26 protein-coding genes are annotated in these 26,947 nt (G+C 71.5%); 11 read left to right on the forward strand and 15 right to left on the reverse strand.

What is annotated here, in order from left to right:
* Positions 1 to 4: 4 nt before the first annotated feature.
* From AB3M82_RS06195 to AB3M82_RS06220, 6 genes are all read right to left on the reverse strand, one after another.
* Positions 5 to 676, reverse strand: a complete 672-nt coding sequence (locus AB3M82_RS06195; protein ID WP_412956335.1) for a TetR/AcrR family transcriptional regulator — start codon at positions 674 to 676, stop codon at positions 5 to 7.
* A 277-nt stretch (positions 677 to 953) separates the two neighbouring features.
* The gene (locus AB3M82_RS06200) at positions 954 to 1,949 is read right to left on the reverse strand and encodes a LacI family DNA-binding transcriptional regulator (protein ID WP_412956337.1); all 996 of its coding nucleotides are present in this window, start codon (positions 1,947 to 1,949) and stop codon (positions 954 to 956) included.
* A 55-nt stretch (positions 1,950 to 2,004) separates the two neighbouring features.
* Positions 2,005 to 3,435, reverse strand: a complete 1,431-nt coding sequence (locus AB3M82_RS06205) for a GH1 family beta-glucosidase (protein WP_412956339.1) — start codon at positions 3,433 to 3,435, stop codon at positions 2,005 to 2,007.
* Positions 3,436 to 3,440: 5 nt separating this feature from the next.
* Positions 3,441 to 4,331, reverse strand: a complete 891-nt coding sequence (locus AB3M82_RS06210; protein ID WP_412956341.1) for a carbohydrate ABC transporter permease — start codon at positions 4,329 to 4,331, stop codon at positions 3,441 to 3,443.
* Positions 4,328 to 5,374, reverse strand: a complete 1,047-nt coding sequence (locus tag AB3M82_RS06215; protein WP_412956342.1) for a carbohydrate ABC transporter permease — start codon at positions 5,372 to 5,374, stop codon at positions 4,328 to 4,330. Before AB3M82_RS06215 ends, AB3M82_RS06210 begins: the two co-directional genes overlap by 4 nt.
* A 122-nt stretch (positions 5,375 to 5,496) precedes the next feature.
* Positions 5,497 to 6,804, reverse strand: coding sequence for an ABC transporter substrate-binding protein (locus AB3M82_RS06220; protein ID WP_412956343.1), 1,308 nt, complete (start codon positions 6,802 to 6,804; stop codon positions 5,497 to 5,499).
* Between the two features lie 229 nt (positions 6,805 to 7,033).
* On the opposite strand from AB3M82_RS06220, the gene AB3M82_RS06225 reads away from it, so the two are divergent.
* The 3 genes from AB3M82_RS06225 to purQ all read left to right on the forward strand — a co-directional run bounded on the left by AB3M82_RS06225 (position 7,034) and on the right by purQ (position 8,582).
* Positions 7,034 to 7,564 carry an adenine phosphoribosyltransferase gene (locus AB3M82_RS06225; protein WP_412956344.1) on the forward strand — a complete coding sequence of 177 codons (531 nt, stop codon included), beginning with the start codon at positions 7,034 to 7,036 and terminating at the stop codon, positions 7,562 to 7,564.
* Positions 7,565 to 7,629: 65 nt separating this feature from the next.
* Complete coding sequence (purS, locus tag AB3M82_RS06230) at positions 7,630 to 7,878, forward strand: phosphoribosylformylglycinamidine synthase subunit PurS (protein ID WP_412956346.1); 249 nt, start codon at positions 7,630 to 7,632, stop codon at positions 7,876 to 7,878.
* On the forward strand, positions 7,875 to 8,582 hold the full coding sequence (purQ, locus tag AB3M82_RS06235) for a phosphoribosylformylglycinamidine synthase subunit PurQ (protein WP_412956348.1): 708 nt from the start codon (positions 7,875 to 7,877) through the stop codon (positions 8,580 to 8,582). The genes purS and purQ overlap by 4 nt, the downstream gene beginning before the upstream one ends.
* 85 nt (positions 8,583 to 8,667) lie before the next feature.
* On the opposite strand, the gene AB3M82_RS06240 is transcribed toward purQ, so the two are convergent.
* Both AB3M82_RS06240 and AB3M82_RS06245 read right to left on the reverse strand, forming a co-directional pair.
* Positions 8,668 to 9,933 (reverse strand): hypothetical protein, encoded by a 1,266-nt coding sequence (locus AB3M82_RS06240; RefSeq protein WP_412956349.1) that lies wholly within the window; start codon positions 9,931 to 9,933, stop codon positions 8,668 to 8,670.
* Between the two features lie 167 nt (positions 9,934 to 10,100).
* Positions 10,101 to 10,532, reverse strand: a complete 432-nt coding sequence (locus AB3M82_RS06245) for a DUF1761 domain-containing protein (protein ID WP_412956351.1) — start codon at positions 10,530 to 10,532, stop codon at positions 10,101 to 10,103.
* Between the two features lie 88 nt (positions 10,533 to 10,620).
* Here AB3M82_RS06245 and AB3M82_RS06250 point away from each other — a divergent pair, with 88 nt between their 5' ends.
* Positions 10,621 to 12,282, forward strand: a complete 1,662-nt coding sequence (locus tag AB3M82_RS06250; protein ID WP_412956353.1) for a glycoside hydrolase family 13 protein — start codon at positions 10,621 to 10,623, stop codon at positions 12,280 to 12,282.
* 43 nt (positions 12,283 to 12,325) lie between these two features.
* The gene (locus tag AB3M82_RS06255) at positions 12,326 to 13,324 is read left to right on the forward strand and encodes a LacI family DNA-binding transcriptional regulator (RefSeq protein WP_412956355.1); all 999 of its coding nucleotides are present in this window, start codon (positions 12,326 to 12,328) and stop codon (positions 13,322 to 13,324) included.
* Positions 13,325 to 13,436: 112 nt separating this feature from the next.
* On the opposite strand, the gene AB3M82_RS06260 is transcribed toward AB3M82_RS06255, so the two are convergent.
* Together AB3M82_RS06260 and fdxA are read right to left on the reverse strand one after the other, a co-directional pair.
* Positions 13,437 to 13,958 (reverse strand): flavin reductase family protein, encoded by a 522-nt coding sequence (locus AB3M82_RS06260; RefSeq protein ID WP_412956357.1) that lies wholly within the window; start codon positions 13,956 to 13,958, stop codon positions 13,437 to 13,439.
* The gene (fdxA, locus tag AB3M82_RS06265) at positions 13,955 to 14,281 is read right to left on the reverse strand and encodes a ferredoxin (RefSeq protein ID WP_412956359.1); all 327 of its coding nucleotides are present in this window, start codon (positions 14,279 to 14,281) and stop codon (positions 13,955 to 13,957) included. Before fdxA ends, AB3M82_RS06260 begins: the two co-directional genes overlap by 4 nt.
* A gap of 101 nt (positions 14,282 to 14,382) precedes the next feature.
* Here fdxA and soxR point away from each other — a divergent pair, with 101 nt between their 5' ends.
* The 5 genes from soxR (at position 14,383) to AB3M82_RS06290 (ending at position 18,753) form a co-directional block, all read left to right on the forward strand.
* Entirely contained in the window at positions 14,383 to 14,892 is a 510-nt protein-coding gene (gene soxR / locus AB3M82_RS06270) for a redox-sensitive transcriptional activator SoxR (RefSeq protein ID WP_412956360.1), read from the forward strand.
* Positions 14,893 to 15,049: 157 nt separating this feature from the next.
* Entirely contained in the window at positions 15,050 to 15,403 is a 354-nt protein-coding gene (locus AB3M82_RS06275; RefSeq protein ID WP_412956362.1) for a carboxymuconolactone decarboxylase family protein, read from the forward strand.
* A 13-nt stretch (positions 15,404 to 15,416) separates the two neighbouring features.
* Positions 15,417 to 16,790: an acyl-CoA dehydrogenase family protein gene (locus tag AB3M82_RS06280; protein ID WP_412956364.1), complete on the forward strand. Its 1,374-nt coding sequence runs from the start codon at positions 15,417 to 15,419 to the stop codon at positions 16,788 to 16,790.
* Entirely contained in the window at positions 16,787 to 18,055 is a 1,269-nt protein-coding gene (locus AB3M82_RS06285) for an NtaA/DmoA family FMN-dependent monooxygenase (protein ID WP_412956366.1), read from the forward strand. Before AB3M82_RS06280 ends, AB3M82_RS06285 begins: the two co-directional genes overlap by 4 nt.
* A complete protein-coding gene (locus AB3M82_RS06290) occupies positions 18,052 to 18,753 on the forward strand; it encodes a hypothetical protein (protein WP_412956368.1) in 702 nt (233 codons plus the stop codon). Before AB3M82_RS06285 ends, AB3M82_RS06290 begins: the two co-directional genes overlap by 4 nt.
* A gap of 67 nt (positions 18,754 to 18,820) precedes the next feature.
* On the opposite strand, the gene AB3M82_RS06295 is transcribed toward AB3M82_RS06290, so the two are convergent.
* Together AB3M82_RS06295 and AB3M82_RS06300 are read right to left on the reverse strand one after the other, a co-directional pair.
* Entirely contained in the window at positions 18,821 to 20,074 is a 1,254-nt protein-coding gene (locus AB3M82_RS06295; RefSeq protein ID WP_412956369.1) for an NtaA/DmoA family FMN-dependent monooxygenase, read from the reverse strand.
* Positions 20,071 to 22,110 carry an acyl-CoA dehydrogenase family protein gene (locus AB3M82_RS06300; RefSeq protein ID WP_412956371.1) on the reverse strand — a complete coding sequence of 680 codons (2,040 nt, stop codon included), beginning with the start codon at positions 22,108 to 22,110 and terminating at the stop codon, positions 20,071 to 20,073. Before AB3M82_RS06300 ends, AB3M82_RS06295 begins: the two co-directional genes overlap by 4 nt.
* Before the next feature lie 153 nt (positions 22,111 to 22,263).
* Between AB3M82_RS06300 and AB3M82_RS06305 the strand changes: the two genes are divergently transcribed.
* Positions 22,264 to 22,722 (forward strand): acyl-CoA dehydrogenase family protein, encoded by a 459-nt coding sequence (locus AB3M82_RS06305; protein WP_412956372.1) that lies wholly within the window; start codon positions 22,264 to 22,266, stop codon positions 22,720 to 22,722.
* Positions 22,723 to 22,830: 108 nt separating this feature from the next.
* On the opposite strand, the gene AB3M82_RS06310 is transcribed toward AB3M82_RS06305, so the two are convergent.
* The 3 genes from AB3M82_RS06310 to AB3M82_RS06320 form a co-directional block, all read right to left on the reverse strand.
* Positions 22,831 to 24,198: an O-acetylhomoserine aminocarboxypropyltransferase/cysteine synthase family protein gene (locus AB3M82_RS06310; RefSeq protein ID WP_412956373.1), complete on the reverse strand. Its 1,368-nt coding sequence runs from the start codon at positions 24,196 to 24,198 to the stop codon at positions 22,831 to 22,833.
* An 86-nt stretch (positions 24,199 to 24,284) separates the two neighbouring features.
* The gene (locus tag AB3M82_RS06315; protein ID WP_412956374.1) at positions 24,285 to 25,238 is read right to left on the reverse strand and encodes an ATP-grasp domain-containing protein; all 954 of its coding nucleotides are present in this window, start codon (positions 25,236 to 25,238) and stop codon (positions 24,285 to 24,287) included.
* A gap of 172 nt (positions 25,239 to 25,410) precedes the next feature.
* Positions 25,411 to 26,907 (reverse strand): SulP family inorganic anion transporter, encoded by a 1,497-nt coding sequence (locus AB3M82_RS06320; protein ID WP_412956376.1) that lies wholly within the window; start codon positions 26,905 to 26,907, stop codon positions 25,411 to 25,413.
* Positions 26,908 to 26,947: the final 40 nt, after the last annotated feature.

Consider the following 26,947-nt stretch of genomic DNA (forward strand, 5'->3'; position numbering starts at 1 on the left):
GGTCTCAGGTTTCGGACGGCTCCCGGAGCGCGCCTCCGGCACGAGGCCGCGGATCGGCGGCGCGCGGCGGCGCGTCCGGGGCGAGCGGCGAGGTCGGCTCGGGGAGGCCGTACAGCCGGTGCACCCACCGCCGGGCGTCCTCGAGGGGGTACGTGTCGCCGTAGACGGCATACTTCATGAACACGCCTTCGAGGGTGCTCCGCAGCATGATCTCCTCGAGGGCGGGATCAGCGGCGCCTCGCGCGCGGAACAGCGCGCGCACGGCATCCTCCCCGGCCGTCGTGGCGTCGGCATGACGCTCCTCGGACTCGGCGAACAGGCGGTGCGTCGCGGGCTGCTGCTGCATCCCGAGCACGGCGCGCTGCAGTGGCATCGCGTAGACGGTGGCGCTCAGCGCGCCGTCGATGATGGCCGCGAGCGTCGCGTCGGGCGTGTCACCCGGCTCGGCGAGGTTGAGCATCGTCGCGAACCAGCGGTCGATCACGGCGCCGATCAGCTGGGCCTTCCCGCCGAAGTGGTAGTTCACGAGCCCCTGCGAGACCCCCGCGCGCGCCGTGATCTCGGCGATGCTGGCGCCCGCGACCCCGCGCTCGGCGAAGGCGTCGATCGCCGCGAGCAGGATGCTCTCACGACTGCGCTCGCGCGCGAGACGGTTCTGATCCTCGGAGCGCACCACGTCGCCCTCACCTCCACGTCTGCCCGCCGCGTTCGACCTGAGCCCCCCCTGACGTATAGATTACTCACTGAACAGACGTTCAATTCATGACTTGCGGAGAGGTCCGCCGCAGCCGCGACGCCGCCTCGCCCGCACCTCGACGCACGGGTGCGTCCCTGTCCAGGAGGGGGCGACAGGGCCGCACCCGTGTCTCTCCTCCCCGGTCGGCGCCGGCTCGGCCCGACACAACGTCGGGTCAGGCGAGTCTCGGAGGGATCAGGCGAGTCTGGGGCGGGGGTCAGGCGGAGCCGCGGACCACGAGCTCCGTCGGCAGGATGGTCGTGCGGGGCGGGTCGCCGCCGGCGAGCCGCGAGAGCAGCACCTGCGCCATCGCCTCGCCCTGGGCGTACATCGGCTGCCGCATCGTGGTGAGCGGCGGGTCGCAACTGAGGGCGACCGAGGAGTCGTCGAAGCCGACCAGCGCGATGTCCTCGGGAACGCGGATGCCGGCGGCGCGGAGCGCCGTGAGGGCACCGCGCGCCATGAGGTCGCTCGCGACGAAGATCGCGTCGGGGCGTCCGGCGGCGAGGATGCGGCGCGCAGCCTCGGCGCCGCTCTCCTCGCTGTAATCGCCCTCCTCCTCGGCGAACGGCGTGAGGCCGGCATCCGCCAGCGCTTCCCGGAAGCCCTGCACGCGGTCGACCGACGACACCATCGTGATCGGGCCGGAGATCGTGGCGATGCGGGTGCGGCCGATGTCGACGAGGCGCCGTGTGGCCACGCGGGCCCCGAGCACGTTGTCGACGTCGACCACGTAGTCGCTCTCGCGCAGACGCACGGGCCGGCCGCCGTAGACGACGGGCACGGCATCCGCGATGCGCTCGATGAAGGCGTCGCTCGTGTGGTGCGAGACCAGCAGGGCGCCGTCGACTCCTCCGTTGCGCACGAAGCCCGTCATCTTGCTGCCGGGGTCATCGCTCGCGATGAGCAGGTTCAGCAGGTAGTCGGAGCCGTGCAGAGCACCCGTGATGCCGGCGACGATGGCGGCGAAGAACGGGTCGCCGAAGAACCGGGTCGTGTCCTCCGGCACGATCAGCGCGATCGCGTGCGTCTGCCGGGAGGCGAGCGAGCGGGCCGCCCGGTTGGGCACGTAGTTCAACCGGGCGATCGCATCCTGTACCGCGGCGAGCGCCTCCGGGCTCACCGACGTGGAGCCGTTGACGACGCGCGACACCGTCGACCGCGACACCCCGGCCTCCGACGCGACCTCCTCGATCGTCGCTCGTGACAGCACAGCACTCCCTTCGGACGACGGGGCCGGGTGCTCCGGCCGCCCTCGCCGCCCGGGCTCAGAGAGCGCGAGCGGCGATGATGCGAGCGTACTCCCGCGCGGAGTCCTTCAGACTCCGCTCCTGGGTGTCGTAGTCGACGCGCACGATGCCGAAGCGCTTGTCGTAGCCCCAGGCCCACTCGTAGTTGTCGAACATCGACCAGTAGAAGTAGCCCCGCACATCGACACCCGCGTCGGCCGCATCGAGCACCGCGTCGAGGTGCGCGCGCAGGAACTCGGTGCGCTCGGCGTCGTGCACGCGCGTCTCGCCGTCTTCGACCACGGCGACGTCGTCGTACGCGGCGCCGTTCTCGGTGACGTAGAGGGTGGTGCCGGCCGGCTCGGCGTACTCGGTCCAGATGCGCTGCAGCAGCCGGGTCAGCCCCTCGGGCTGCACCTCCCAGTTCTGCGCGGTGCGCGGGAGACCGCGCTCGACGTTGTGGATGCCCTCGTGCGAGGGGTAGGGGCTGCGGGTCTTGCGCTCCGTCTCCGGCACGAAGTCGACCGCCGCCTGGGCGGGCGCCGTGCCCGAGAGCAGGTCGCCGTGGTAGTAGTTCACGCCCTGCGTGTCGATGGGCTGCGCGATGGTCTCGAGGTCGCCCTCGTGCACCGCGGCTTCGAAGGCGGCGACGGCGCCGGGGTCGACCGCGCGGAAGTCCTCGACGATGTCGGCGGGGTAGGAGCCGCGGTAGACGGGGTCGAGGAACCAGCGGTTGAACTGCCCGTCGATGCGGCGCGCCGCGTCGACATCGGCCGGGTTCGTCGGGTCGGCCGGGTCGGCGACCGTGTGGTTGAGCGTGATGCCGAGGTTGAGCGACGCGTCGCGGGAGCGCAGCTCGCGGATCGTGCGTCCGTGCGCGAGCAGCAGGTGGTGCGAGGCCAGCAGCCCCTCCTCGACGCTCGTGTGCCCCGGAGCGTGCTCGCCGCCGGTGTACGACAGGAACGACGAGCACCACGGCTCGTTGAGGGTCGTCCACACGTTCACGCGGTCGCCGAGCGCGTCGTGCATCGTGCCCGCGTACTCGAGGAAGCGGTCGACCGTGTCGCGGTTCGTCCAGCCCCCGGCATCCTGCAGCGCCTGCGGCATGTCCCAGTGGTAGAGCGTCAGCCACGGGAGGATGTCGGCGCCGAGCAGCTCGTCGACCAGTCGGCTGTAGAAGTCCACGCCCGCCTGGTTGACCGCCCCGCCGTCGGGGCGCACGCGCGACCACGAGGTGGAGAAACGGTAGGTCTGCAGGCCGAGGTCGGTCATGAGCGCGACGTCCTCGGGGTACCGGTGATAGTGGTCGCACGCCACGTCGCCGTTGTCGCCGCCCACCACCGCGCCCGGGACGCGGGCGAACGCGTCCCAGATCGACGCGGTGCGCCCGTCTTCGAAAGCCGCCCCCTCGATCTGATAGGCCGCCGTCGCGGCTCCGAACAGGAAGTTCTCGGGGAAAGCACGGGTCATAGGGGTCATCCTTTCACCGCGCCCGCCATGATGCCACTGACGAGCTGCTTGCCCGCGAGCACGAAGAGCGCGAGCAGGGGTAGGGTCGCGAGCACCGCACCGGCGAGCACGATCGAGTAGTCGATGTAGTAACCGGACTGCAGCTGGCTGAGCGCGGTCTGGAGGGTGGGATTCTGGGGGGACAGGACGATGAGCGGCCAGAGGTAGTCGGTCCACGCGGTCATGAACGTGAACAGCCCCAGGATCGCCATCGCCGGGCGGGCGGCCGGCAGGCCGACGGTGACGAAGGTGCGGAACTGGTTCGCGCCGTCGACCCTCGCCGCCTCGATCAGCTCGTCGGGGATCACGTCGACCAGGTACTGCCGCATGAAGAACACGCCGAACGCGGTCACGAGCGTCGGCACGATCACGGCGCCGATCGAGCCCGTCCAGCCGAGCTCGCGCATGAGCATGAACAGCGGGATGATGCCGAGCTGCGTGGGGATGGCCATGGTCGCGATGACGAACACCATGAGGCCGTCGCGGCCCTTGAACCGGAGCTTCGCGAACGCGTAGCCGGCGAGGGTCGAGAACGTCACGACCGAGATCGTGATGATGCCCGAGATCAGGAACGAGTTGCCGAGCGCGAGCCAGAACGGGATGGCATCGAACACCTTTGCCGCGTTCGCGAGGAAATTGCCGCCCGGGATCAGCGGCAGCGTCTCACCCCGGGTCGCGTTCGTGCCGCTCGCGACGACGAACGACCACCACAGCGGGTAAGCGCTGCCGAGCACGAATGCGGCCAGGAGCCCGTAGGTGAGGAACCCGGGACGACTGCCGATGCCGGCCGTTCCGAGCGCGGGTCCGCGGCGGCGGCGGATCCTCTCGGGCACACTGAGGGCCTGCGTGGCGGTCATCGGGCGTCCTCCTCGACGGCGGCGGAGCGCACACGGCGGCGCGCGGCGCGGTTCTTCGGTGCGTCCCCGGTGGCGATGCGGCGCGAGATCAGGAAGTTGATCACGCCGATGCCCACGATCAGCAGGAACAGCAGGATGGCGACGGCGGATGCTTCGCCCAGATCGCGCCGGAAGAAGGCGAGCTCCCACAGGAAGAGCACGGTCGTCTGGAACTGCCGCTCGCTGCCGCCGATGCCTCCCGCGGTGGAGACGTCGAACAGGCGCGGCTCGGCGAAGATCTGGAGTCCGCCGATGGTCGACGTGATGATCACGAAGATCAGCGTCGGACGGATGGTCGGGATCGTGATGGAGAAGAAGCGACGCACCGCGCCGGCACCGTCGAGGGCCGCCGACTCGTACAGGTCGCGCGGCACGGACTGCATCGCGGCCAGGAGGATCAGCGCGTTGTAGCCGGTCCAGCGGAAGTTCACCATGATCGCGATCGCGATGTGCGACAGCACGGTGTCGTGCTTCCACTGCTGGTCGGCGATGCCGATCAGGTTGAGGAGGTTGTTGGCCAGCCCGTCGGCCTCGTTGAAGATGCTCGAGAAGATGATCGCGACCGCGACGGGCGTGACCACGAAGGGGATCAGCACGCTCATGCGCCAGAACGTCGGCGCCCGCAGACCCCGGTCGAGGAGGGCCGCGATCGCCAGCGCGACGGCCAGCTGCGGGATCGCGGAGAGCAGGAAGATGCTGAGGGTGTTGCCGATCGAGTTCCAGAACATGCCGTCGCCGAGGATCGCGGCGAAGTTGCCGAAGCCCACGAATCCGCCCTCGCCCTTGAGCAGGTCCCACTCGTGCACCGCCACGTAGACGGTGTACAGCAGCGGGAACAGCCCGACGAGGCCGAACAGCAGGAAGAACGGGGAGATGTAGAGGTACGGCGAGGCGCGCTGGTCGAACCGGGAGAGACGATGGCGGCGGGAACGGTGCGGCGCGGCATCCGATGCGGTGGCGGATGCCGTCGCCCACTGCTCCGCCTTCGGGGCGGTGAGAGTCATGGGGTGTCCTCGATCGGCGGGTCGCCCTTCGTCCCGCTCCGCTCGCTCAGGAACCGGACGGACCGGTTCCTGAGCGAGGAGCGACAGGGACGAGACGAAGGGCGACGGGAAGGAGAGTCCGGTCAGCCGACCAGGTCGTTGAGGAGGGACAGGGCCTGATCCCAGGCGCCCTGGGTGTCGGTCTCTCCGCGGTCGAGGGCGCTGAGCGCCGGACCGAACACGTTCTCCTGGATCACCGAGTCATCGGCGCCCTTGAACTGCGCGACCACGCCCTTCGCGCGCTCGGCGAGGATCGAGCCGGTCGGGGCGTCGTTGAAGAACTCGTTCGGCGTGGCGTCGGTGGCCAGCGTCTCCTGCGCCTTCACGGTGGAGGGGAAGTTGCCGGCCGCGGCGGACTGCTTCACCTGCTGCTCGGGCTGCGTCAGCCAGTCGGCGAGCTCGGCCGCCGCCTCCTTGTGCTGCGAGGACTCCGGGATCGACAGGAACGCGCCGCCCCAGTTCGCCGCGCCGCCGGGGAACACGTCGGCGAAGTCCCATCCGGTCGACGCGTCGCCGCCGCCGGCCTCGACCTGACCCTGCACGACGCCCAGCATCCAGCCGGGGCAGACGAAGGTCGCGAAGGTGCCGTCGACGAACGACTTGCCGCCGTTCCAGTCCCAGGCCGTCTGCGCGGCGGACTGGCCGCCCTCGGTCGCGGCGCCCAGCCGCTCGAAGCGCTCCTGGAGCTCGGCGTTGCCCTCGACGTTCAGCTCGCCGTCGGAGGTGTAGTAGCCCTCCTCGAGCTGGTTGACCATGGCGTTCCAGACGAACCCGGAGTGGTCGTACCACGCCTTGCCGGTCTGGGCGGTGTAGTCCGCGCCGACCGCGAAGTAGTTCTCCCAGTCGCCGTCGAGCAGCTCGGCGACCGACTCGCGGTCGCTCGGAAGGCCGGCCGCCTCGAAGGCCGCCCCGTTGTAGCAGATGCCCGAAGGACCGATGTCGGTGCCGTAGCCGATGACCCGGCCCTCGGCATCCGTCGCCTGTCCGTACTTCCAGTCGACCCAGTCGCCCTTGCGGTCCTCGATGCCGTAGTCGCGGAGGTCGACGAAGGTGTCGGAGACGTCCATGACGGCGCCGAGCCAGCCCTCCTCGATCGCGACGATGTCGCTCAGGCCCGAGCCGGCCGCGATCTTGGTGAACGCGTCGGTGCGGGCGTTGCCGCCGGTGTCGATGTTGGTCGCCTCGATCGTGATGTTCGGGTGCGCCTCCTCGTACTCGGCGTAGAGGTCGTCGTACCCGAAGGTGCCGAAGGTGGTGATGGTCAGCGTGATGTCCTCGTCGCCGGCCTCTCCGGAGTCGCCGTTGCCGGACGAGCAGCCGGCCAGGGCGAGGGCGGAGACGGAGGCCACGGCTGCGGTGAGCAGGATCCGGTGGCGGGCACGTGTGTTCACAGGTCACTCCTTTGTGAGGTGATGCAGGGGGTGGTGCGTCGGATGGTGGTGCGGAATCGTGCAAGAGTCGTGGCGTCCTCTGTGGGAGCGCTCCCACAACTTTCGGACACTGTATGGGAGCGCTCCCACGGGTGTCAAGCATGACGTCGTGCCGGGTAGACGGCTCGCTTCCGGTCGGACGCTCGGGGCCGGATTCTGAGGAGTCCCGAACCGGAGGTAGCCTTGCCCGGTGCCCGAAGCCGCCCTCTCCCCCGCCCTCCTCCGCGCCGAAGCCCTGATCCGCAGCGTTCCGGACTACCCCGAGCCCGGCATCGTCTTCCGCGACATCACGCCGCTCCTGGCCGACGCCGAGGCGCTCCGCGCGACCACCGAGGCGATCGTCGAGCCCTTCGCCGGGCAGTTCGACGTCATCGCCGGCATCGAGGCGCGGGGCTTCATCCTCGCCAGCGCCGCCGCCATCGTCGCGGGCACCGGCCTCATCCCGATCCGCAAGGCCGGCAAGCTCCCCCGCCCCGCGGCATCCGTCGACTACGCCCTCGAGTACGGCACCGCCACCATCGAGATGCACGACGATCTGCCCGTCGGCTCGCGCGTGCTGCTCATCGACGACGTGCTCGCCACCGGCGGGACCCTCGCGGCGGGTCGCCAGCTCGTCGAGCGACTCGGCAGCCATGTCGCCGGCATCTCGGTGCTGTTCGAGATCGACGGCCTCGGGGGTCGTGAGCTCATCGGCGACCTGCACACCGTCTTCCACGCCTGAGTCGGCGACCCGCCCGGCGCGATAGACTGGACGCGCCCTCCCGCCCGCGACTCACGGAGCCGTTCATGCCCACCATCGTCGTCGACGTCATGCCCAAGTCCGAACTGCTCGACCCGCAGGGGAAGGCCGTCTCCGGAGCGTTCGCACGCCTGGGCGTCGAGGGCTTCTCCGACGTCCGCATCGGCAAGCGCTTCGAGCTCACCGTCGACGGCCAGGTCACCGACGAGCTCCTGGCCGAGGCGACGCGCATCGCCGACGAGGTGCTCTCCAACTCCGTGATCGAGGACGTCGTCGGGATCGAGGTCGTCGAGTGACCGTCCGCATCGGCGTCGTCACCTTCCCCGGTTCGCTCGACGACCGCGACGCGCAGCGCGCCGTGCGCATCGCCGGTGCCGAGCCCGTCGCCCTCTGGCACGGCTCGCACGACCTCGAGGGCGTCGACGCCCTCGTGCTCCCTGGCGGCTTCAGCTACGGCGACTACCTGCGCGCGGGCGCCATCGCCGCGCTCTCGCCGATCATGGCCGAAGTGAAGGATGCCGCGGCCAAGGGCATACCCGTGCTCGGCATCTGCAACGGCTTCCAGATGCTCGTCGAGTCGCACCTGCTGCCGGGCGGACTGATCCGCAACGGACACCAGCACTTCGTGCGCCGCGACCAGAGGCTCGTGGTGGAGAACTCCGACACCGCGTGGACGAACGAGTTCCGCACCGGGCAGGAGATCATCATCCCGCTCAAGAACGCCGACGGCGGCTACATCGCCGACGAGCACACGCTCGACCGCATCGAGGGGGAGGGTCTCGTCGCGTTCCGCTACGCGGGCGTCAACCCCAACGGCTCGCTGCGCGACATCGCCGGCATCACGAACGAGCGGGGCAATGTCGTGGGCCTCATGCCCCACCCCGAGCACGCGACCGAGGCCGGCTTCGGGCCGAACACCTCCCTCGCGATGCGCTCCGGCATCGACGGCATCGCCTTCTTCACGAGCGCGATCGCCGCGGTCGCCCGCGTCGCCGCGTAACGGCTTCGACGAACACGACGGATGACGGACGGATGACGCGGATTCGTCCGGCATCCGTCGATCGGGACCCGCATCCGCGGCGGGATCAGTCGGCAGGAAGCACGAACGGGTTCTCCCCCGCTGCGGCGAGCAGGTACCAGGCCGTCGCGCCCGTGTGCAGGCTCGCGTAGTAGAGGTCGCCGAAGCCGGAGTCGAGGCCGTCGGTCGACGCCGCCACGATGCCCTTGCCATCGCCGTTCACGGCGTCGCGCTGACCGAGACGGATGCTGTCGAGCAGCGTCTCCGCGCGATCGGCGTCACCCTCGGCGCCCCGCAGCTTCAGGGCGAGGGCGAGATGCCCGCTGCCCTCGAACCAGACCTTGGACGTGTCGACGTCGCTGATGCCGGGGCCCGTGTACGGGCCGTCGGTGCCGATGAGGTGCGCGAGCGTCCAGTCCAGCGCCGTGTCGTAGCGGGGATCACCGGTCGCGAGCGAGGTCCACGTCTGGGCGTCGAGCGGGATGGGCCGGGTGTTGACCGTGCTGCCGTCGAGGAGCGTGCCGGTGTCGACGTGCCCGTCGGCGCTGTGCATGGCCGCGACGAAGCCCGCCGCGACCGACGACCGCTCGGTCCACACGGGGTCGCCGGTGAGCTGCGCGAGCTGCCCGAAGAACCCGGCGATGTCGGCGTTGTGCTCGGTGGACTTCCAGGTCAGCGAGGCACCGGCATCCGTCTGCCCGCCGGTGTAGCCGTAGGGTGCCCGCACCATGTCGGCGGTGTTCGTCTGGATCCAGTCGGCGATGCGCAGCGCACCGTCGAGGTACCGCTCGTCGCCCGTGGCGTCGAACAGCCGCGCGAGCGCCATCCCCACCCAGGCCTGGTTGCCGGTGAAGGTGCCGGGACCGGTGATCTCCATGCGCCCCTGCCGGATGCCGTGCGGCTCGTACGAGGTGCGCACGCGTCCGTCGCCGATGGGGTCGTTCGCCTGCACGAAGAGCAGCGTCTCGCCGATCGTCTCAGCCCGGCGGATGTCGTCGGGCAGTCCCCGCGCGGTGTAGGCGATCACGACCAGCGCGTCGTCGTAGACGAACGAGGGCGTGAAGTCCCAGCTCGGCGTGGTGAAGAACCCGCCCTGGTAGCTGCGCGGCAGGCACTTGCCGTCGCCGTCGCAGAACTCGTCGGTGCGGGCGTCGAGGAACTCGTAGGCGAGCGCGACCGAGACGGTCGGGTCGGGGGTGTTCGCAGCGGTCATCGGATCCTCCGAGGGCGTGACGTCACCAGAAGCAGCGGATGCCGCGCCCGCGAAGACCGCGGTCGCGACGAGCATGCCGGCCACGGCCCAGCCGATGACACGGCGCGGAGAACGAGACATGGGGGGACCTCTCGTCGGAGACCGCTGGCGGTGGTGCGCGCGGGCGACCCTGAGGTCACGCGATGATCCTGTCAGGTCGAGCGACGAGAGGGAAGGGGTTTTCTTACCTTTTCTGCTCGTGTATCAGCAACGGTTTCCAGGCGCCGCGGCGTCGGTGTCCACCTGCCCTAGAGCGTGCCGGCGGGCGGCCACACCCCGATGATCGCGGCCATCACGATCACGGTCACGAGCTCGTGCCCGATGTTCATCGTGGTGAGCCGGGTCGAGCGGCCCTCGAAGGCGTCGTGCGTGATGAAGCGCGCGGCGGTGAACCCCGCCCACAGCGTCACCGCGGTGATCACGGCTCCCCAGAACCACGAGCCGCCGTAGAAGTGCCAGGCGATGGCGGAGGCTCCGGCCAGCACCCACGCCGTGACGAAGCTGACGATGACCGTCGTGACGATGGGCCAGACCGCGGTGGCGGCGGGGCGGTCCATGTCGACGTTCGCCAGCTTGGCCCACCGGGTGCCGAACACCTTCGGCGTGTACCAGATCGAGCCGACGACCATGCTCGACAGGGTCGCCAGCAGCACCGCCCAGTAGTTGATCTCGGGAACCATGAGTGAGCCTCCTCGGGATGGATGCCGGTCACACTATCCCGAACGGATCGCGAGTGTCGTATGTAAGCGCTTGCACTACGCTGGAGGGATGTCGCAGCTCGAGCAGATCGCCGCCCCCGGTTCCGAATGGTGGCGCACCGCCGTCATCTATCAGATCTATCCCCGGTCCTTCGCAGATGCCTCGGGCGACGGCATCGGCGACCTGCCCGGCGTCACCAGCCGCCTCGACGCGCTGAAGGACCTCGGCGTCGACGCGATCTGGCTCAGCCCGTTCATGACCAGCCCGCAGCGCGATGCGGGCTACGACGTCGCCGACTACCGCGACGTCGACCCGCTTTTCGGCACCCTGGCCGACTTCGACACCATGCTCGCGGCGGCTCATGACCGCGGCATCCGCGTCATCGTCGACCTCGTGCCCAACCACTCGTCCGACCAGCACGTGTGGTTCCAGGAGGCCCTGAAGGCCGCGCCGGGCAGCCCCGAGCGCGCCCGCTACATCTTCCGCGACGGCCGGGGCGAGAACGGCGAGCTGCCGCCCAACAACTGGGAGTCGGTGTTCGGCGGCGGCATGTGGCAGCGCGTCACCGAGGCCGACGGCACGCCCGGCCAGTGGTACCTGCACATCTTCGACGCCACCCAGCCCGACTTCGACTGGAGCAACGAGGAGGTGCAGGAGGAGTTCCGCTCGATCCTGCGCTTCTGGCTCGACCGCGGCGTCGACGGCTTCCGCGTCGACGTGGCCCACGGCATGATCAAGACCGATGGCCTGCCCGACTACGTGCCGCCGACGGATGCCGATTCGATGGGCGGCGGCGAATCCGACGTCCCGTACTGGGGCCAGGACGGCGTGCACGAGATCTACCGCGACTGGCACCGGCTGCTCGCGGAGTACGACGGCGACCGGGCGCTGTGCGGCGAGGCCTGGCTGCCGACGCTCGACAAGACGGCGCTGTGGGTGCGCCCCGACGAGATGCACCAGACCTTCAACTTCCCGTACCTGATGACGCCGTGGGACGCGGATCGCCTCCGCCGCGTCATCCGCGAGTCCCTTGACGCGTTCGGTGGCGTCGGCGCCCCGAGCACCTGGGTGCTCTCGAACCACGACGTGGTACGCCACGCCACCCGCCTGGCGCTCACGATCGACAACCCGCAGGGCGAGGGCATCGGCCCGAAGACCCCCGGCAAGCCCGATCCCGCGGTGGGTCTCGCCCGCGCTCGCGCCGCGACGAGCCTCATGCTGGCGCTGCCCGGCTCGGCCTACATCTACCAGGGCGAGGAGCTCGGTCTGCCCGAGGCGATGGAGATCCCCGACGAGTTCCGCCAGGACCCGACGTGGTTCCGCACGAACGGCGAGCGCTACGGCCGCGACGGATGCCGGGTGCCGCTGCCCTGGGAGGCGGATGCCCCCGCCTTCGGCTTCAACGAGACCGGGGCGTCGTGGCTGCCCCAGCCGTCGGAGTGGGCGACCTTCGCGCGCGACGTCGAGGCGACGGACCCCACGTCCACGCTCGCTCTGTACAGGGAGCTGCTGGCGGCACGCCGCCGCTACGGCTTCGGCGGCGGATCGCTCGTGTGGGAGGACGCGGGGTGGGATGCCGTGGCCTTCCGCCGCGGCGACGTGCACGTGCTCGCGAATCTGGGCTCGACGCCCCTGCCCCTTCCCGAGGACGCGACGATCGTGCTGCGCAGCCAGCCGTTCGAGGGCACCGAGCTGCCGGTCGACACGACCGTCTGGTACACGCAGGGCTGACCACGAGGAGCCCGCCGCGCGGGTTCCGGAGAGCAGGGCGGTCATGGCGAGCATCGACGATGTGGCCCGTGCGGCGGGCGTCTCGACGGCGACCGTCTCGCGCACCCTCAGCGGGCGCGGGACGGTCTCGGAGGCGACGCGGCGGCGCGTGCTCGACGCGGCCTCGGCCCTCGGGTACGTGGTGTCGTCACGCGCCTCGGGCCTGGCGTCCGGACGCACGCGCAACATCGGCGTGATCGTCCCGTACCTCGACCGCTGGTTCTTCAGCACGGTGCTGTCGGGGGTGTCGGCCGCCCTCATGCGCGTCGGGTACGACATCACCCTCTACAACATCACCGCCGACCGCGCCGTGCGACGCGAGGTGTTCGACACCTTCCTGCGCCGTCAGGGCGTGGATGCGGTGATCGCCGTGTCGATCAAGCTCGACGAGGACGAGACGCGGCAGCTGCTCGGGCTCGGCCTTCCGGTCATCGCGATCGGCGGCCCCCATCCGACCCTCGACACGCTGTCGGTCGACGAGCTCGCGGTCGCGCGCCTGGCCACGGAGCACCTGCTCGCGCTGGGCCACCGCGACATCGTCTACCTGGGTGCGGGTCCGGAGTTCGACGACGACTTCCACGTGCCGACCAACCGGCGCCACGGCTTCGAGCAGGCGCTCGTCGCTGCGGGGGTGCCGCTCGACCCGACGCGCCTCCTGGCGGCGGACTTCACGATCGAGGGCGGGCATCGCGCCGCGACCGCGCTGCTCGCGGCCGCGGGGAGGCGTCCGACGGCGGTGTTCGCGGCATCCGACGAGATGGCGATCGGAACCATCCTGGCGGCGCGCGATCTCGGCCTCCGCGTGCCGGAGGACCTCTCGGTCATCGGCATCGACGGCCACGAGCTGGGCGCGGTCTTCGGTCTCACGACGGTCGACCAGTACCCGCTGCAGCAGGGCGAGCGGGCGGCGGCCGCGGCACTGGCCCGGCTCGGCGAGGGCGACGAGCCCGGGGCATCCCTGCCCTTCGAGCTCACCGTGCGCGGCTCGACCGCCCGCGTCTGACGCTGCCCGTTCCGTCGCCGCGTCGTCGTTCCCGTCGCGCGAAGGGCTGCTCTCAGCGTCGATACCGACCGTTCGTGCGACCGCACGGCCGCGTGGCGGCCGGGATGCCGCGTCAGGGCTGGTGCGGGAGCGCGTGGAACTGGCGGTCGAGGTAGACCATGGGGCGCCCCTGGGGTCCGGGCAGCGCCTCGAGCACCTCGGCGATGACGACGCTCGAGGTGCCGACGGGCACGACCTGGAGCGCGCGGCTGCGCAGGGCGAACCGGGCCGTGGGCAGGTAGGGCTCACCCGTCGGCAGCGTGCTCCAGCCCTGCTCGGGCGTGAAGCGCTCCGAACCGCTCACCGCGAACCGCTGGGCGAGCTCGGAGTGCTCGTCGTCGATCAGATGCACGACGAAGGTGTCGGCCGAGAGCAAACCCCCCGCGCTGCCCGTCGCCCGGGTGACCGAGAAGACGATGGCGGCGGGGTCGACGGCGACGGATGCCACGCTCGACGCGGTGAGGCCGACGGGGCCGTCCGGCGTCGAGGCCGTGATGATCGCGACACCGGCGGGATGCGTGCGGAACGCGGCCTTCAGCCCCTCGCCGACGGCGCTGGGGGTGGGCACGGCCCGGCTCGACGGCACGGCGCTCATGCGTCGTCCCCCTGGGGCGGGAGCGCGGCGATGATGGGGTGGTCGTGGGCGATCACGCCGACCTTGGCCGCCCCGCCGGGCGAGCCGATCTCGTCGAAGAACTCCACGTTCGCCTTGTAGTAGTCCTGCCACTCGTCGGGCAGATCGTCCTCGTAGTAGATCGCCTCGACCGGGCACACCGGCTCGCACGCCCCGCAGTCCACGCACTCGTCCGGGTGGATGTACAGCGACCGCTCCCCCTCGTAGATGCAGTCGACGGGACACTCGTCGATGCAGGCGCGGTCCTTCACATCGACACACGGCAGGGCGATCACATAGGTCATCGGGGGGCTTCCTTCGGGTCAGCGTTCCACGCTAAAACCTCAAGTACACTTTAGGTCAAATCCGCGGGGTGGGGCTCCGTGGAGACCGGAAGGGGACGCCGATGACCTCCGAGGCGCACGCCGAACGGACGCCCGCCGACGCCGCAGCGAAGGCCGCGCACTCCGCCGACGAACCGCTCACGATCGGCGAGATGACGCGCCGCACGGGGGTCGCGGCATCCGCCCTCCACTTCTACGAGAGCCTCGGCCTCATCGCCTCGACCCGCACGCCCGGCAACCAGCGCCGGTACCCGCGCCACATGCTCCGCCGCGTCTCGCTGATCACCGTGGCCAAACGCCTCGGCATCCCGCTCTCCGACGTGCAGGCCGCCTTCGCCGACGTGCCCCTCACCGAGACCCCGACCCACGACGACTGGCAGCGCGCCTCCCGCCGGTGGAAGCGCGAGCTCGAGAAGCGCCGCGAGGGCATCGAACGCCTCGAACGCGAGCTCACCGGATGCATCGGCTGCGGCTGCCTGTCGATGAAGGCGTGCCGCCTGCTGAACCCCGACGACGCGCTGAGCAGCCGCGGATCGGGACCGCTGCGGCTGCAGGAGGATGCCGAGCGCTGAGGCGCGGGTCGACTCCTCGGCCGGATGACCCCGTGTTGCAGTCCGACGTGCGTCGGGCCGCCCGAGCGCCCTAGCGTCGCGGTGTACCCGCCCTCCGACCGGCCTGCCGACGCGCCCGCCGCGTCCGCGCCGGGGGGCACCCCGCAGAGAGCAGAGCATGAGCGCCTACTTCGACAGCGAAGCCGACAAGACCTACACGAAGGTCTACAAGGAGCACACCCCCGACATCCTCGCGGCCTTCGCGGCGTTCGACAGCGCGGTGTTCGCCCCCGACGAGTCGCGGGCCATCCCGCTGAAGTACCGCGAGCTCATCGCCCTCGCGGTGGGCATCACCACCCAGTGCGTGTACTGCATCGACGCGCATTCGCAGAAGGCCGTCGCGGCGGGTGCCGACGAGGCCGAGCTCGCTGAGGCGGCGTGGGTCGCGACCGCGATCCGTGCGGGCGGCGGCTTCGCGCACGGCCGGCTCGCGTTCAAGCTCGCCGAGCCCGCGCACGCGCACCAGCACTGAGGCGGGCGGACGGATGCCGGAGGACCTGCTCGCCGTCGCCTCGGTCGCCGACGTCGGATACTCCGGGCGCGAGGTCGCCCGGATCGACGCGGTGATCGCGCGGATCGCCGCCGCGGCTGCGGCGCGCGACCACGACGGCAACCCGGACCGGGGTCTGCGCGCCGACGTGCGCGAACTCGCGGCGCTCGGCCTGACGGCGGCGCGGCTCCCGGTGAGCGCGGGCGGGGCGGGGCTCACGTACCCCCAGCTGGTCGACCTGCAGATCCTCCTGGCGCGGGCCGATGCGAACGTCACCCAGAGCCTGCGCAGCCACTTCACGACGAGCGATCGGGCGGCGCGGGCGATCGGGCGGGGCGAGACGGATGCCGCGACCACCGACATCGCCGCCGGACTCCTGTTCGCCGGCGCCACGACCGAGGGGTCCGGCGAGATCGGCGTCGTCGGGACGACGCTGCGGACGGATGCCGACGGCATCCTGCGCCTGAGCGGCCGTAAGGCCTACGCGACCGGCACGGGCTACGCCGACCGCATCTCGGTGCTCGCCTCCGACGAGACCGGGCGGCATCTGGTGGTCGTCGTCCCGGCGGATGCCGCGGGCATCGTGCTGCACGACGACTGGGACGGCGTCGGACAGCGCCTGACCACGTCGGGCACCGTCGAGTTCACCGACGTCGCGGTCGACCCGCAGCGGGTGCGGGTGGGCGAGGGGTCGAGCGCCGACCGCCCCGGCGCCCTCGATGCGGTGCTGCAGCTCACGCACCTCGCGACCCTCGCCGGCATCGTCCTGCGCACGCGCGACGACGCGATCGCGTGGCTGCGGTCGCGCACCCGGAACTTCAGCCACGCGTCGACGGAGATCCCGGCCGACGACCCGCAGCTGCAGGAGCGCATCGGCACGCTCGACGGCCTCGCCCAGAGCGTCGTGGCCTCGGTGCGCGCCGCGGCCGCGGTGCTCGGCGACGACCTCGCACGCCCGGCGGTCGAGCAGACCGGCGACGGCCACGTCGCCGTGACCCGCGCGCAGGTCGTCGTGCCGGCCCTGGTGCTGCAGGCGGCGCAGAGCGTGTTCGACCTCGGCGGCGGATCGCTCGTCGACGCGCGCCTCGCCCTCGACCGGCACTGGCGCAACGCCCGCACGCTCACCAACCACAACCCCGTCCACCTCAAGGCGCGTGCGCTGGGCGAGCGCGCGCTGCGCGGCGCGGAGCTGCCGGCCATCTGGTACGCCGGCACCGGGCGCCTCGCCGCCCCCGCCTCGGCATCCGTCCCGGCAGAACCTCGGACTTCTGCAGAATCTCGGATGCCGGAGGCGACACGCCTGCGAGATCGTGCAGATCTGCGAGAATCCGCGGCCCCGACCGCAGGCCGGAAGGAGAGCTCTCGATGACCCGTCCCCTGGTGCTCGGCGCGAACGTGTACGACTACGGCACGGATGCCGGCGCCTGGCGGGCCCCGGGTGAGGACCCGCTGCGCGTCTTCGGCGCCGACTTCTGGCGCGACGCCGCCCGCACGGCCGAGGACGCCGGCCTGCACGCGATCTTCCTCGCCGACACCCCCGGCCTGGCCTCGAACCCCGCGATCCGCCCGAGCCGGCTCCTCGAGCCGATCGCCGCACTGTCGACCGTGGCCGCCGAGACCGAGCACCTCGGCATCATCTCGACGGTCTCGTCGAGCACGAACGACCCCGTGGAGCTCGCCCGGCGCCTGCTGGCGGTGAGCGCGTTCAGCGGCTCGCGCTTCGGATGGAACGTCGTCACCGGCGTCACCGGGCCGGCGGTCACCGACTTCGGATACGACGCCGACCCCGGCCGCGAGGAGCGCTACGCCCGCGCGGAGGAGTTCGTCGACGCGTTCGGGGCCTTCCTCGACGCGGTGCGCGACGACACCGACTACGTGCACGAGGGCGAGTACTTCGCCGACAGCATCCACCGCATCGATCTGGGCGTCGACCCGGCCCTCCGCGCCCTGCTGCCCGACGCGGCACCGCTCATCGTGCAGGCCGGAGGATCGCCGCGCGGGCGTCAGCTGGCAGCCTCGAGCGCCGAAGCCGTCTTCGCCGCCGAGACGGTGAAGGAGACGGCGGCCGAGAACCGCGCCGACCTGCGCCGCCGCGCCGCCGAGCTCGGACGCCCGGCGCCGCTCGTGCTGCCCGGCATCCACCTGGTCGTCGGCTCGACCGAGGAGGAGGCGGAGCGCCGGTTCCAGACCATCCACGAGCGCGGGCCGGACGGCTACGTGCTGAAGCGGTTCACGGCGATGTTCGGCATCGACGCCGCACGTCTCGACCTCGACGCTTCGGCGGAGGGCGAGATCCGGCGCCTGTCGGGCGACCCCTCGGCCACGCCGATCGGCTTCCGCAAGGCCATCGCCGCCTACGGTGCGGCCGGCGACCTGACGGTGCGCGAGCTGCTGCGGTACTTCGCCGGCTTCGGGCACCAGCTCTTCGTCGGATCGCCCGAACGGCTCGTCGACATCATGACCGACTGGGTGGATGCCGGAGCCGCCGACGGCTTCACTCTGCTGTTCGACACCAATCCGTGGGGGCTGCGCGAGTTCGCCGAGCACGTGACGCCGGTGCTGCGCCGGCGCGGACTGCTGACCGGGCCCGGCGACGAGCCGTTCACCACCTGGATGAGGGGAGCACGCCGATGACCGGGGTGCTGCGCGTCGACGACGCGACTCTGGCCGCTCTCGCCGTGCGTGCGGGTTCCGGCCGCGCCGCGCGCGACGCCCTGGGCGCGGAGCTGGATGCCGCCGCCGACGTGCTGCTCCTCGGCGACCTCTCCGGCCCGGGACCTGACCGCACGGCGGCGGCCGGGGCGCTGCTGGCGATCAGCCGCCGCGTCGTGGTGCTGCCGATCGTCGGTGCGCGACAGCATCCGATCAACCTGGCGCGGACCATTGCGACGCTCTCGAACCTGCACGCGCGGCGGGTGGGTGTGGCGGGGACGTCGGCCGACGTGCTCGCCCTGCTCTCGCGGCTGTTCGAGACGTGGCCGCTCGATGCCGTGATCGGCGACGCCGAGGCCGGGGTGTACGTCGACGACTCCCGGATCGTGCGCATCTCCGACCCCGCGTTCCCGGCGATCGGCGGGCCGCTGACCGTGCCGGTCGATGTGTCGGACAAGCCGGTGACGGTGCTGCTGTCGTCATCGGGGTCGGTCGCGCCCGGGGTCGATGCGGTGCTCGATGCGTCGGCGCTGCCGGTGTGGGGCGCGGAGCCGCTGCACGGGGGCGGTGCCGGTGCGGATGCCGGGGGCGCCCGTGCGGCCTTCGGCCTCGGGGCGTCTTCGAGCATCGCCGTGGGTGCGCCGGCGTTCGCGGGGTCGGGGCGCTTCGACCAGGTCTGACCCTCGGGGCGGCCCTTCGTCTCGCTGCGCTCGCTCAGGAACCGGGTGCGTGCGCGAGCCGAAGGACTCACGGCCTCCGGAAGCGCTCCAGCACCCCGCCCTGGCCGTACTCGCGGCGGAAGATGCCGCGGCGCTGCAGCTCGGGCACGACCTGGTCGACGAAGTCCTCCAGGCCCGAGGGGAACAGGTCGAGCATGATGTTGAAGCCGTCGGCGGAGCCCGCCCGGAACCACTCCTCCATCGTGTCGGCGATCTGCTCCGGTGTGCCCGCGAGGAACCGCTGCCCGTAGCCGCCGAAGTCCCGCAGCAGGCGGCGGATCGTGGGCTGCTCCGACCGGATGCGCTCGATCAGCACCCGCCGGTAGGCGGCCGACCATCCGGCATCCTGCGCCTCCGCGTCGCGCAGCACCTGCTCGGGCACGGGCGCGTCGAGGTCGAGCCCCGAGAAGTCGGCACCCAGCGCCTTCGACAGCTCGTTGAGGCTGTAGGTGGCGGGGGCGAGGTGCTCCCAGTGGTCGAAGCGGTCCCACGCCTCCTGCTCCGTGCTGCCGATCACGACCGCGAGCCCGGGGAACACCCGCACGTCGTCGGCCGAGCGCCCCGCCTCGACGGCGTAGGAGCGGATCTTCTGCCGGTGCTCCGCCGCGGATGCCGGGTCATGATCGACCGAGTAGACGCCGTCGGCGACGAGTCCGGCCAAGCGCCAGCCCGGCTCCGACCCTCCGGCCTGTACGATCGCCGGTCGATCGGGCACCAGAGCCTCCATCTCGAGCCCCGCGTGCACCGAGAACGAGCCGTCGTGGTGGACGATCTCGCTCGTGCCGGCCGTCTCCCACAGGTGCTGGATGACCGTCACCAACTCCTCGGCCCGGGCGTACCGCACCTCGCGGGCCGGCACCTCGGTGATCCCGAAGTTGCGCACGGCCTCGACGTCCCAGCTCGTCACGGCGTTCCACGCGAAGCGCCCCTGGGTCACGGTGTGCAGCGCCCACAGGCGGCGGGCGAGCTCGACCGGCTCGTTGAGAGTCGTGGATGCCGTCGCCACGAACCCCAGGTGCTCGGTCGCCGCCGCCATCGCCGGCACGAGCACGCTCGGGTCGAGGTACTGCACCGGGCGGCTGCGAGGATCGGTGATCGCGGGCCGGTCGGCGAGGAAGATCGCGTCGACCAGGCCGCGCTCGGCGATGCGGGCGACGTTCTGCCAGTGCGCGAGGTCGACGATCGCGTGCGGACGGATGTCGGGTGCACGCCAGGCGGCGGGCCGCTGGCCGACGCCGAGCACGTTGATGTTGACCGTGAGCAGTCGGTTGTCGTCGCTCATGACGCCTCCGTCTCGCTGCCGCGCTCGAAGCGGGCGGATGCTCCGGAGAGCTCGTACAGGGCGGGCGCGGGCAGGCGCAGGCGGTCGCGGAGCGTGCGGGCCCCGGCATCCTCCGCGCCGCCAGGGACGAGGGGCAGGGATGCCGCGACTTCCAGCAGACCGTCGATGTCGGAGACCCCGTGCGTCGTGGCGAGCGGGTGTCCCGCCGCATCGGCGTACGGCAGCATCCAGACGTCGCCGCGCACGAGCAGGTCGACGTAGCGGTGCACGTCGTCGAAGCGGCGCGACGACACGACCACCGGAAGGTGCTGCGGACTGCTCGGGACGTTGAGCGGACCCGCCGTCGGGAAGGCGCCGTCGGCGTTGATCCTCCGGATGTGCTCGGTCTGCGCGAAGTGCGGGGCACCGGCATCCGACGCGATGCTCTCCTGCGGCCAGCTGCGCAGGAGCTGCTGCACCACGCGGATGCGGTCGCGCTGCTCCTCGGTCTCGTCGTCGCCGTCGTCGAGCACCCACGCGGTGCGTCCGCCGGAGAGCTGCTCGAGCGAGGCGATGCGGCGGGCCAGGTTGTAGGGGTGCCCGGTGTCGGCGAGGTCGCGCGTGCCGACCGCGAACCAGGCGGTCGGCAGACGGTGCAGCAGCGTCGCGATCGCGGCCGCCGCGTCGAAGTACGCACCCTCCCGGTCGTCGAACTGGAACAGCGCCGGCTCACGGTCGCGGAACGCCGCCGCCACCGCGTCGAGCGAGCGGGGGTCGGCGGTCAAGCCCCCGGCGAGCGCCGCGTCGATGCGCACCACCGTCAACGGGCGGACGCCGTCGGCGACGGCCGCCGTCACGGCTTGCTCGCGCTCGGCCGGTTCCGCGATGCGGTCGATCGCGTAGATCTCGCGGTCCGCGATCGCGCGGAGGCGGTGCAAGACGGGGTTGTGGGTCGAGAGCGTCTGCGCGTTGCGCCAGAAGCGGTCGAGGCGGAGGGTGCTGCGCAGACTCTGCGCCTCGGCGACGTCGTCGAGCAGCGCGGGTAGGGTCATGAGCCGGTCGGCGGCCTCGATGACCTGCTCGACGATCGTGGCCTGCGCCTGGAAGACCGCGTTCACGGCGTCGTCGGCGAGGGCGGCGGCATCTGTGTCTCGGGCGATGATCGCCTGGTGCGCGATCTCGCTGAGCCGGCCGATCTCTCCGAGCGAGGCGCGAGCCGAGGCGACGAGCGCGCTGATGCGCCCGTACCCCTCGAGCACGAGGATCGGGGAGCCGCCATGCGCGCGGTCGACGAGGTCGATGAGGTCGGATGCCGCGGCGCGGGTGCCCTCGCCGATGCCGACGAGCACGCCCAGCAGCATCATCTGCTGCCACCCCGGGGTGCCGAGGTGCTGCGTATCCCAGGGGGCGATGTCGTCGGGGTCCACCGGAGCACCGTCGAGCACCGTGGTGCCGCTGGCGGTGGCGCGCTGGCCGAATCCCGTCCAGTCGTCGAGGAGCGTGACGCCCTCGGCATCCACCGGCAGCGCCGCGATCACGAGCTCACCCGCGTCGTCGACCGCGCTGTACTCCAGCCAGTCGGCGTACCGGCTGCCCGTGGAGTAGAACTTGCGGCCCGTGAGGCGGGGCGTGCCCGTCTCGGTCGAGAGGCGGGTCGTGAAGACGCTCGGACCGGAGCCGTCGGCTTCGGTCCATCCGCCGCCGATGATCGCGCCCGCCGCGACACGGGAGATCCAGCGGTCGCGAAGCGGGCCGGCCGGGGACTTCACGTGCCGCTCGGTCGCGAGCACGTGGGTGCGCCAGGCCTGCGCCAGGCTCGAATCGGCGGCCGCGATCGCGACGAAGGCGTCGAGCAGGTCGAGCACGTCGCCGCCCAGGCCGCCCTCGGCGACGGGCACGCGGATGCGGCCGAAGCCGGCGGCCGCGAGGCGGGTGAAGAAGCTCTGCGGGAGCTCGGGGGCATCGGCGATGCTCGCCTGGCGGATCTCGTCGAGGAGCGCCGGGACCCCGGGGGTTCTCCGCGCCCAATCCAGGGAGCCGAACGGACGGGAGGTCATGGCTTCAGCGTATCCAGCGCCGCGCCGAGGGCCGCTCCTGTTAACGCGCATGACGCCCGCGACGGATGCCGTTCGCTACAGTCGGAATCCCGTGCCGCGCGGCCGGACCGGTCGTCCGCCCCGCGCCCACACGCCCCCGCGTCGAGGAGAACCATGCCCGCCGACACCGCTCCGTCCGTCCGCTCCCGTGCCGAGGCGCTCGGGGCGCCCTGGACGGAGGGCGCCGGAGCCCGCGCGCTCCGACTCGTGCTCGACCACGCCGAGCTCATCGCCGAGGTGACCGAGACCGGTGCTGCGCAGACCGCCGCGCGCACGCGTCGTCAGCAGTACGGGAACACCGAGCGCGCCGCCGACGACCCCCAGTTCCTCCGGGTGCTCGCCGAGGCCGCGGCACGGTCGGCCGTGGCCACAGCGGCCGCGGACTCGCTCGTGCGGCGGGCGGCGGAGGGCTCGGCATCCGTCGCCGATGCCGAGCTGATCGCCGCCGGGCTCACCGCGCTGTCGCGCGAGGCCGTGCGGGCGCTGTTCGAGACCCTCGGCGCCTCGAGCACCCTGACCGAGCACGGCCTGCACCGCTTCTGGGAGCGCATGCACGACCTCGAGGCTCGCTGACCCCGGGTCTGCCGCCGCTGCCGGATCTCGCAGATCTGCAGTATCTCGCACGGATCGGGCCGGGATGCGGCGGCGACCTGCAGTTCTGCGAGATGCTGCAGCCCGACCTCAGGCGGGAACCGCCTCCAGGTGCGCGAGCACGGCGGCGAGCGCGCCGTCGAGATCCGCGAGCAGGTCGTCGACCGTCTCGATGCCGACCGACAGCCGCACGAGGCCGTCCTCGATGCCCAGCTGCGCCCGCAGCTCGGGAGTGAACGAGAGATGCGTGGTGGTGGCGGGGTGCAGCACCATCGAGCGGACGTCGCCGATGTTCGTCATGCGGCTGAACACGCGCAGGCTGTCGATGAAGACCTCCGCCCCCGCCCTCCCGCCGCGCACGGTCACGGCGAAGACCGACCCGCTGCGACCGCCCAGGGTGCGCTGCGCGATCTCGTGCTGCGGATGCCCCGGCAGCCCCGCGTAGTCGACGTGCTCGACCGCGGGATGCTGCGCGAGGTGCTCCGCGATCGTGCGGGAGTTCGACACGTGCCGCTCCATCCGCAGCGACAGGGTCTCGATGCCCTGCTGCAGCAGGAAGGAGTGGAGGGGCGACAGTGCCGGGCCCAGGTCGTTGACGATGCCGCCGCGCACGAACTGCTCATAGGCGCGCGGGCCATAGGCCTCGAGGGCCGAGCGGGCGCCGGGCGCGGGCGGCTCGGTGATGCCGGGGTACGCGCGCGGACTGCCCGCCCAGTCGAAGGTGCCTCCGTCGACGATGATTCCCGAGATCGCGGCGCCGTGGCCGGTGAGGAACTTGGTTCCCGAGTGCACGACGATGTGCGCGCCCTGCTCCAGCGGCCGCACGAGGTAGGGCGTTCCGATCGTGTTGTCGACGATGAGCGGGAGGCCGTGGCGCTCCGCGATGCGGGCGACCGCGGCGATGTCGATCACGTCGTTCTTCGGATTGGGGATGGTCTCGGTGAAGATCGCCTTGGTGTCGGGCCCGATCGCGGCTTCCCACTCGGCCTCATCGGTCGGGTCGTTCACGTAGTCGACGCCCACGCCGAAGCGGGCGAACGAGCGCCCGAACAGGATGCGCGTGCCGCTGTAGATGCTCGCGGTCGACACGAACCGCTCGCCCTGCCCGGTGATGGCGAGGATCGCCGCGCTGATCGCGGCCTGCCCCGAGGCCACGACGATCGCGCCCACGCCACCCTCGAGCGCGGCGATGCGCCGCTCGGCCACACCGTTGGTGGGGTTGAGATTGCGCGAGTAGATCTGACCGTCGTCCTCCCCGCCGAAGCGCCGGGTGCTCTCCTCGAACGAGTCGAAGCGGAACGCCGCGCTCAGGTAGATCGGGGCGACGCGGGACCCGTAGGCCGGTTCCTCGAACTCCCCCGCGTGCACCTGGCGGGTATCGAACCCGAAACCGGTCCAGTCGTACACCGGTTCGAGCACCTCGTGCGGGACGGATGCGGGAGGGATGCCGTGACTCATGGCCACGACGCTAGACACTGCGCGCCGCTCGCGCGCGCTCGGGCGTCACGAGAGGTCACAGACGGGCGGGCTCGCGACCGCCGTCGTCAGGCCGGGACCGGCGCCGCGTCGCGCGCGAGCAGACCGCCGAGGTGGCGGGCGATCGAACCGGGCCCCGAGACGACGGCATCCGCCTCGACGTCCGGGTTGTAGTTCGTGTTGGTGTTCACGTCGTAGGTGACGAGGCGGCCGTCGACCGTCTCGATGAACTCGATCCCGGCGATCGCGATGCCGGCGTCCGCCAGGAAGGCGCGGTACTGCCGCACGAGCGGATGCTCGGCCGTGATCTCCTCCCGCACGCGGAACAGCGGCTCGGGCTCCACGCCGTCGGCACCGGGAAGCGCGCATGCCTCGGCCGGGCACAGCTCGAAGCTGCCCGCGGAGGTGTCGACGCGCACCGCGTAGACGAACTCGCCGCCGGCGAACTCCACGCGCGTCACGAACGGCGCGGCGGCGAAGAGGTTCTCCTGCAGCAGGGTGATGCCGTCGGGCGAGGGCTCGAAGTCGGGTCCGTCGACCCAGGCGTCGAACTCCTCGTGGCTGTCGTGGCGGCGCACGCCGAGCCCCTTGCCGCCCTGGTTGTGCTTGCTGATGAAGGGCGCGGTGAACTCGCGGGCGCGGTCCTTCAGCGCCGCGGTGCCGAAGACCGCCACCGTGCGGGCGACGTCGATGCCGGCGCGCTGGAGCTCCGCGTGCTGCGCGGCCTTGCTCACCTCGAGCTCGAGCACGCGGCTGCCGTTGACGACCGTGCGTCCGGCCGCCTCGAGCCAGCGCAGCACGGCGCGGCCGTACTCCTTCGAGTCGCCGTGGTCGCGGGTGTGGGCCGAGGCGCTGAGCCGCGACCAGAACACGCCCTGCGGCGGCTCGGCGGTGAGGTCGATCGACCCCTCGGTCAGCAGCCACTCCTCGGCGGGCACGCCCTCGGCCGCGAACGCGGCGGCGAACGGCGGGAACCACTCGGCGTTCTCATGGATGACGTACACGCGGGGCTCTGCACTCATACCGTCACGCTAACCGACCCCCGCAGCCGCGGGCCCGTCGGGCGTGACGCAGCGTAATGCACGGCATCCGCCCCCTCGCCGAGCCACCCCTTTGCCCTCGAGCCACCCCTCTTCGCGCGGGATTCACAGGGGTGGCTCGCACGCAGGGGGGTGGCTCGGCGACTCGAGCGTTCTACCCCTCGCCGCCGAGCCGACCGGTCAGGCGCCCGTGGAAGGTGCCGCTCGCGTCGTTCAGGCCCACGAGCTCGACGGTCTTGCCGTGCGCGGCGTACTTCGTCTCGATCGCGTCGAGGGCGGCGACGGTCGAGGCGTCCCACACGTGCGACCGCGAGAGGTCGATGACGACGTGCGCCGGGTCGGCCGCGTACTCGAACAGCGTCGTCAGGTCGTTGCTCGATGCGAAGAACAGCTCGCCGTCGACCACATATCGCGCGGTGTCGCCGTCGACCGACCGATCCACGGCGACCATGTGCGCGACCCGACGCACGAACAGGACGGATGCCGTCACGACCCCCGCCACGACGCCGACCGCCAGGTTGTGGGTCAGCACCACGGCGACGACCGTGACGACCATGACGAACGTCTCGCTCTTCGGCATCCGCCGCAGGGTGGACGGGCGGATGCTGTGCCAGTCGAACGCGCCGATCGACACCATGATCATCACCGCGACGAGCGCCGCCATCGGGATGGTGGCCACGAAGTCGCCGAACACCACCACGAGCAGGAACAGGAACACCCCGGCGAAGAAGGTCGAGATGCGGGTGCGCGCGCCGGAGCGCACGTTGATCATGGTCTGGCCGATGACCGCGCATCCGCCCATGCCTCCGAAGATGCCCGAGAGCATGTTCGCCGCGCCCTGGGCCCACGCCTCGCGGGTCTTGCGCGAATGCGTGTCGGTGATCTCGTCGACGAGCTTCGCGGTCATCAGCGACTCCATGAGTCCGACGAGGGCCACGCCCAGCGCGTACGGCGCGATGATCGTGAAGGTCTCCCACGTCAGGGGCACGTTCGGGACGAAGAGCTCGGGCAGGCTGCGGGGCAGCTCGCCCTGGTCGCCGACGGTCGGCACGTGGATGGCGAACACCAGCACGACGGCCGTCACGATGACGACCGAGACGAGGGGCGCGGGGATCAGCTTCGTGATCCTCGGCAGGAAGACGACGACGAGGATGCCGAGGGCGACGAGCGGGTACACCAGCCACGGCACGCCCAGCAGGTGGGGAACCTGAGCGCTGAAGACGAAGATCGCGAGCGCGTTGACGAACCCGGTCATGACGCTGCGCGGGATGAAGCGCATGAGCTTCGCGACGCCCAGCACCGCCATCAGCACCTGGAAGACCCCGGCGAGGATGACCGTGGCGATGAAGTAGTCCATGCCGTAGGTCGGCGCGACGGGGGCGATGACGAGCGCGACGGCGCCGGTCGCCGCGGTGATCATCGCCGGACGCCCGCCCAGGAACGAGATCGCGACCGCCATGATGAACGACGAGAACAGGCCGACGGCGGGGTCGACGCCGGCGATGACCGAGAACGAGATCGCCTCGGGGATCAGGGCGAGCCCGACCACGAGACCGGCCAGGACCTCGCGGGTCAGCAGACGCGGGCTCTTCAGCGCGGTGAGGACCGAGGGGTTCGGTCGATAGCGGGCGCGGTCGTCGACAGGACTCACGGATGCTCCAGGGGGGTGAACGCCTCGAACGAGGCAGATC

The organism is Microbacterium californiense, assembly GCF_047246625.1.
Taxonomy (GTDB): Bacteria; Actinomycetota; Actinomycetes; order Actinomycetales; family Microbacteriaceae; genus Microbacterium.

Coding starts and splice junctions, on each gene's coding strand:
- AB3M82_RS06295 (WP_412956369.1), bottom strand. CDS start 20,074: ATGAGCGACGACAACCGACTGCTCACGGTCAACATCAACGTGCTCGGC.
- AB3M82_RS06210 (WP_412956341.1), bottom strand. CDS start 4,331: ATGACCGCCACGCAGGCCCTCAGTGTGCCCGAGAGGATCCGCCGCCGC.
- AB3M82_RS06305 (WP_412956372.1), top strand. CDS start 22,264: ATGCCCGCCGACACCGCTCCGTCCGTCCGCTCCCGTGCCGAGGCGCTC.
- AB3M82_RS06260 (WP_412956357.1), bottom strand. CDS start 13,958: ATGAGCGCCGTGCCGTCGAGCCGGGCCGTGCCCACCCCCAGCGCCGTC.
- AB3M82_RS06280 (WP_412956364.1), top strand. CDS start 15,417: ATGCCGGAGGACCTGCTCGCCGTCGCCTCGGTCGCCGACGTCGGATAC.
- purS (WP_412956346.1), top strand. CDS start 7,630: ATGCCCACCATCGTCGTCGACGTCATGCCCAAGTCCGAACTGCTCGAC.
- AB3M82_RS06310 (WP_412956373.1), bottom strand. CDS start 24,198: ATGAGTCACGGCATCCCTCCCGCATCCGTCCCGCACGAGGTGCTCGAA.
- AB3M82_RS06205 (WP_412956339.1), bottom strand. CDS start 3,435: ATGACCCGTGCTTTCCCCGAGAACTTCCTGTTCGGAGCCGCGACGGCG.
- AB3M82_RS06250 (WP_412956353.1), top strand. CDS start 10,621: ATGTCGCAGCTCGAGCAGATCGCCGCCCCCGGTTCCGAATGGTGGCGC.
- AB3M82_RS06215 (WP_412956342.1), bottom strand. CDS start 5,374: ATGACTCTCACCGCCCCGAAGGCGGAGCAGTGGGCGACGGCATCCGCC.
- fdxA (WP_412956359.1), bottom strand. CDS start 14,281: ATGACCTATGTGATCGCCCTGCCGTGTGTCGATGTGAAGGACCGCGCC.
- AB3M82_RS06285 (WP_412956366.1), top strand. CDS start 16,787: ATGACCCGTCCCCTGGTGCTCGGCGCGAACGTGTACGACTACGGCACG.
- AB3M82_RS06300 (WP_412956371.1), bottom strand. CDS start 22,110: ATGACCTCCCGTCCGTTCGGCTCCCTGGATTGGGCGCGGAGAACCCCC.
- AB3M82_RS06315 (WP_412956374.1), bottom strand. CDS start 25,238: ATGAGTGCAGAGCCCCGCGTGTACGTCATCCATGAGAACGCCGAGTGG.
- soxR (WP_412956360.1), top strand. CDS start 14,383: ATGACCTCCGAGGCGCACGCCGAACGGACGCCCGCCGACGCCGCAGCG.
- AB3M82_RS06240 (WP_412956349.1), bottom strand. CDS start 9,933: ATGTCTCGTTCTCCGCGCCGTGTCATCGGCTGGGCCGTGGCCGGCATG.
- AB3M82_RS06245 (WP_412956351.1), bottom strand. CDS start 10,532: ATGGTTCCCGAGATCAACTACTGGGCGGTGCTGCTGGCGACCCTGTCG.
- AB3M82_RS06255 (WP_412956355.1), top strand. CDS start 12,326: ATGGCGAGCATCGACGATGTGGCCCGTGCGGCGGGCGTCTCGACGGCG.
- AB3M82_RS06275 (WP_412956362.1), top strand. CDS start 15,050: ATGAGCGCCTACTTCGACAGCGAAGCCGACAAGACCTACACGAAGGTC.
- AB3M82_RS06290 (WP_412956368.1), top strand. CDS start 18,052: ATGACCGGGGTGCTGCGCGTCGACGACGCGACTCTGGCCGCTCTCGCC.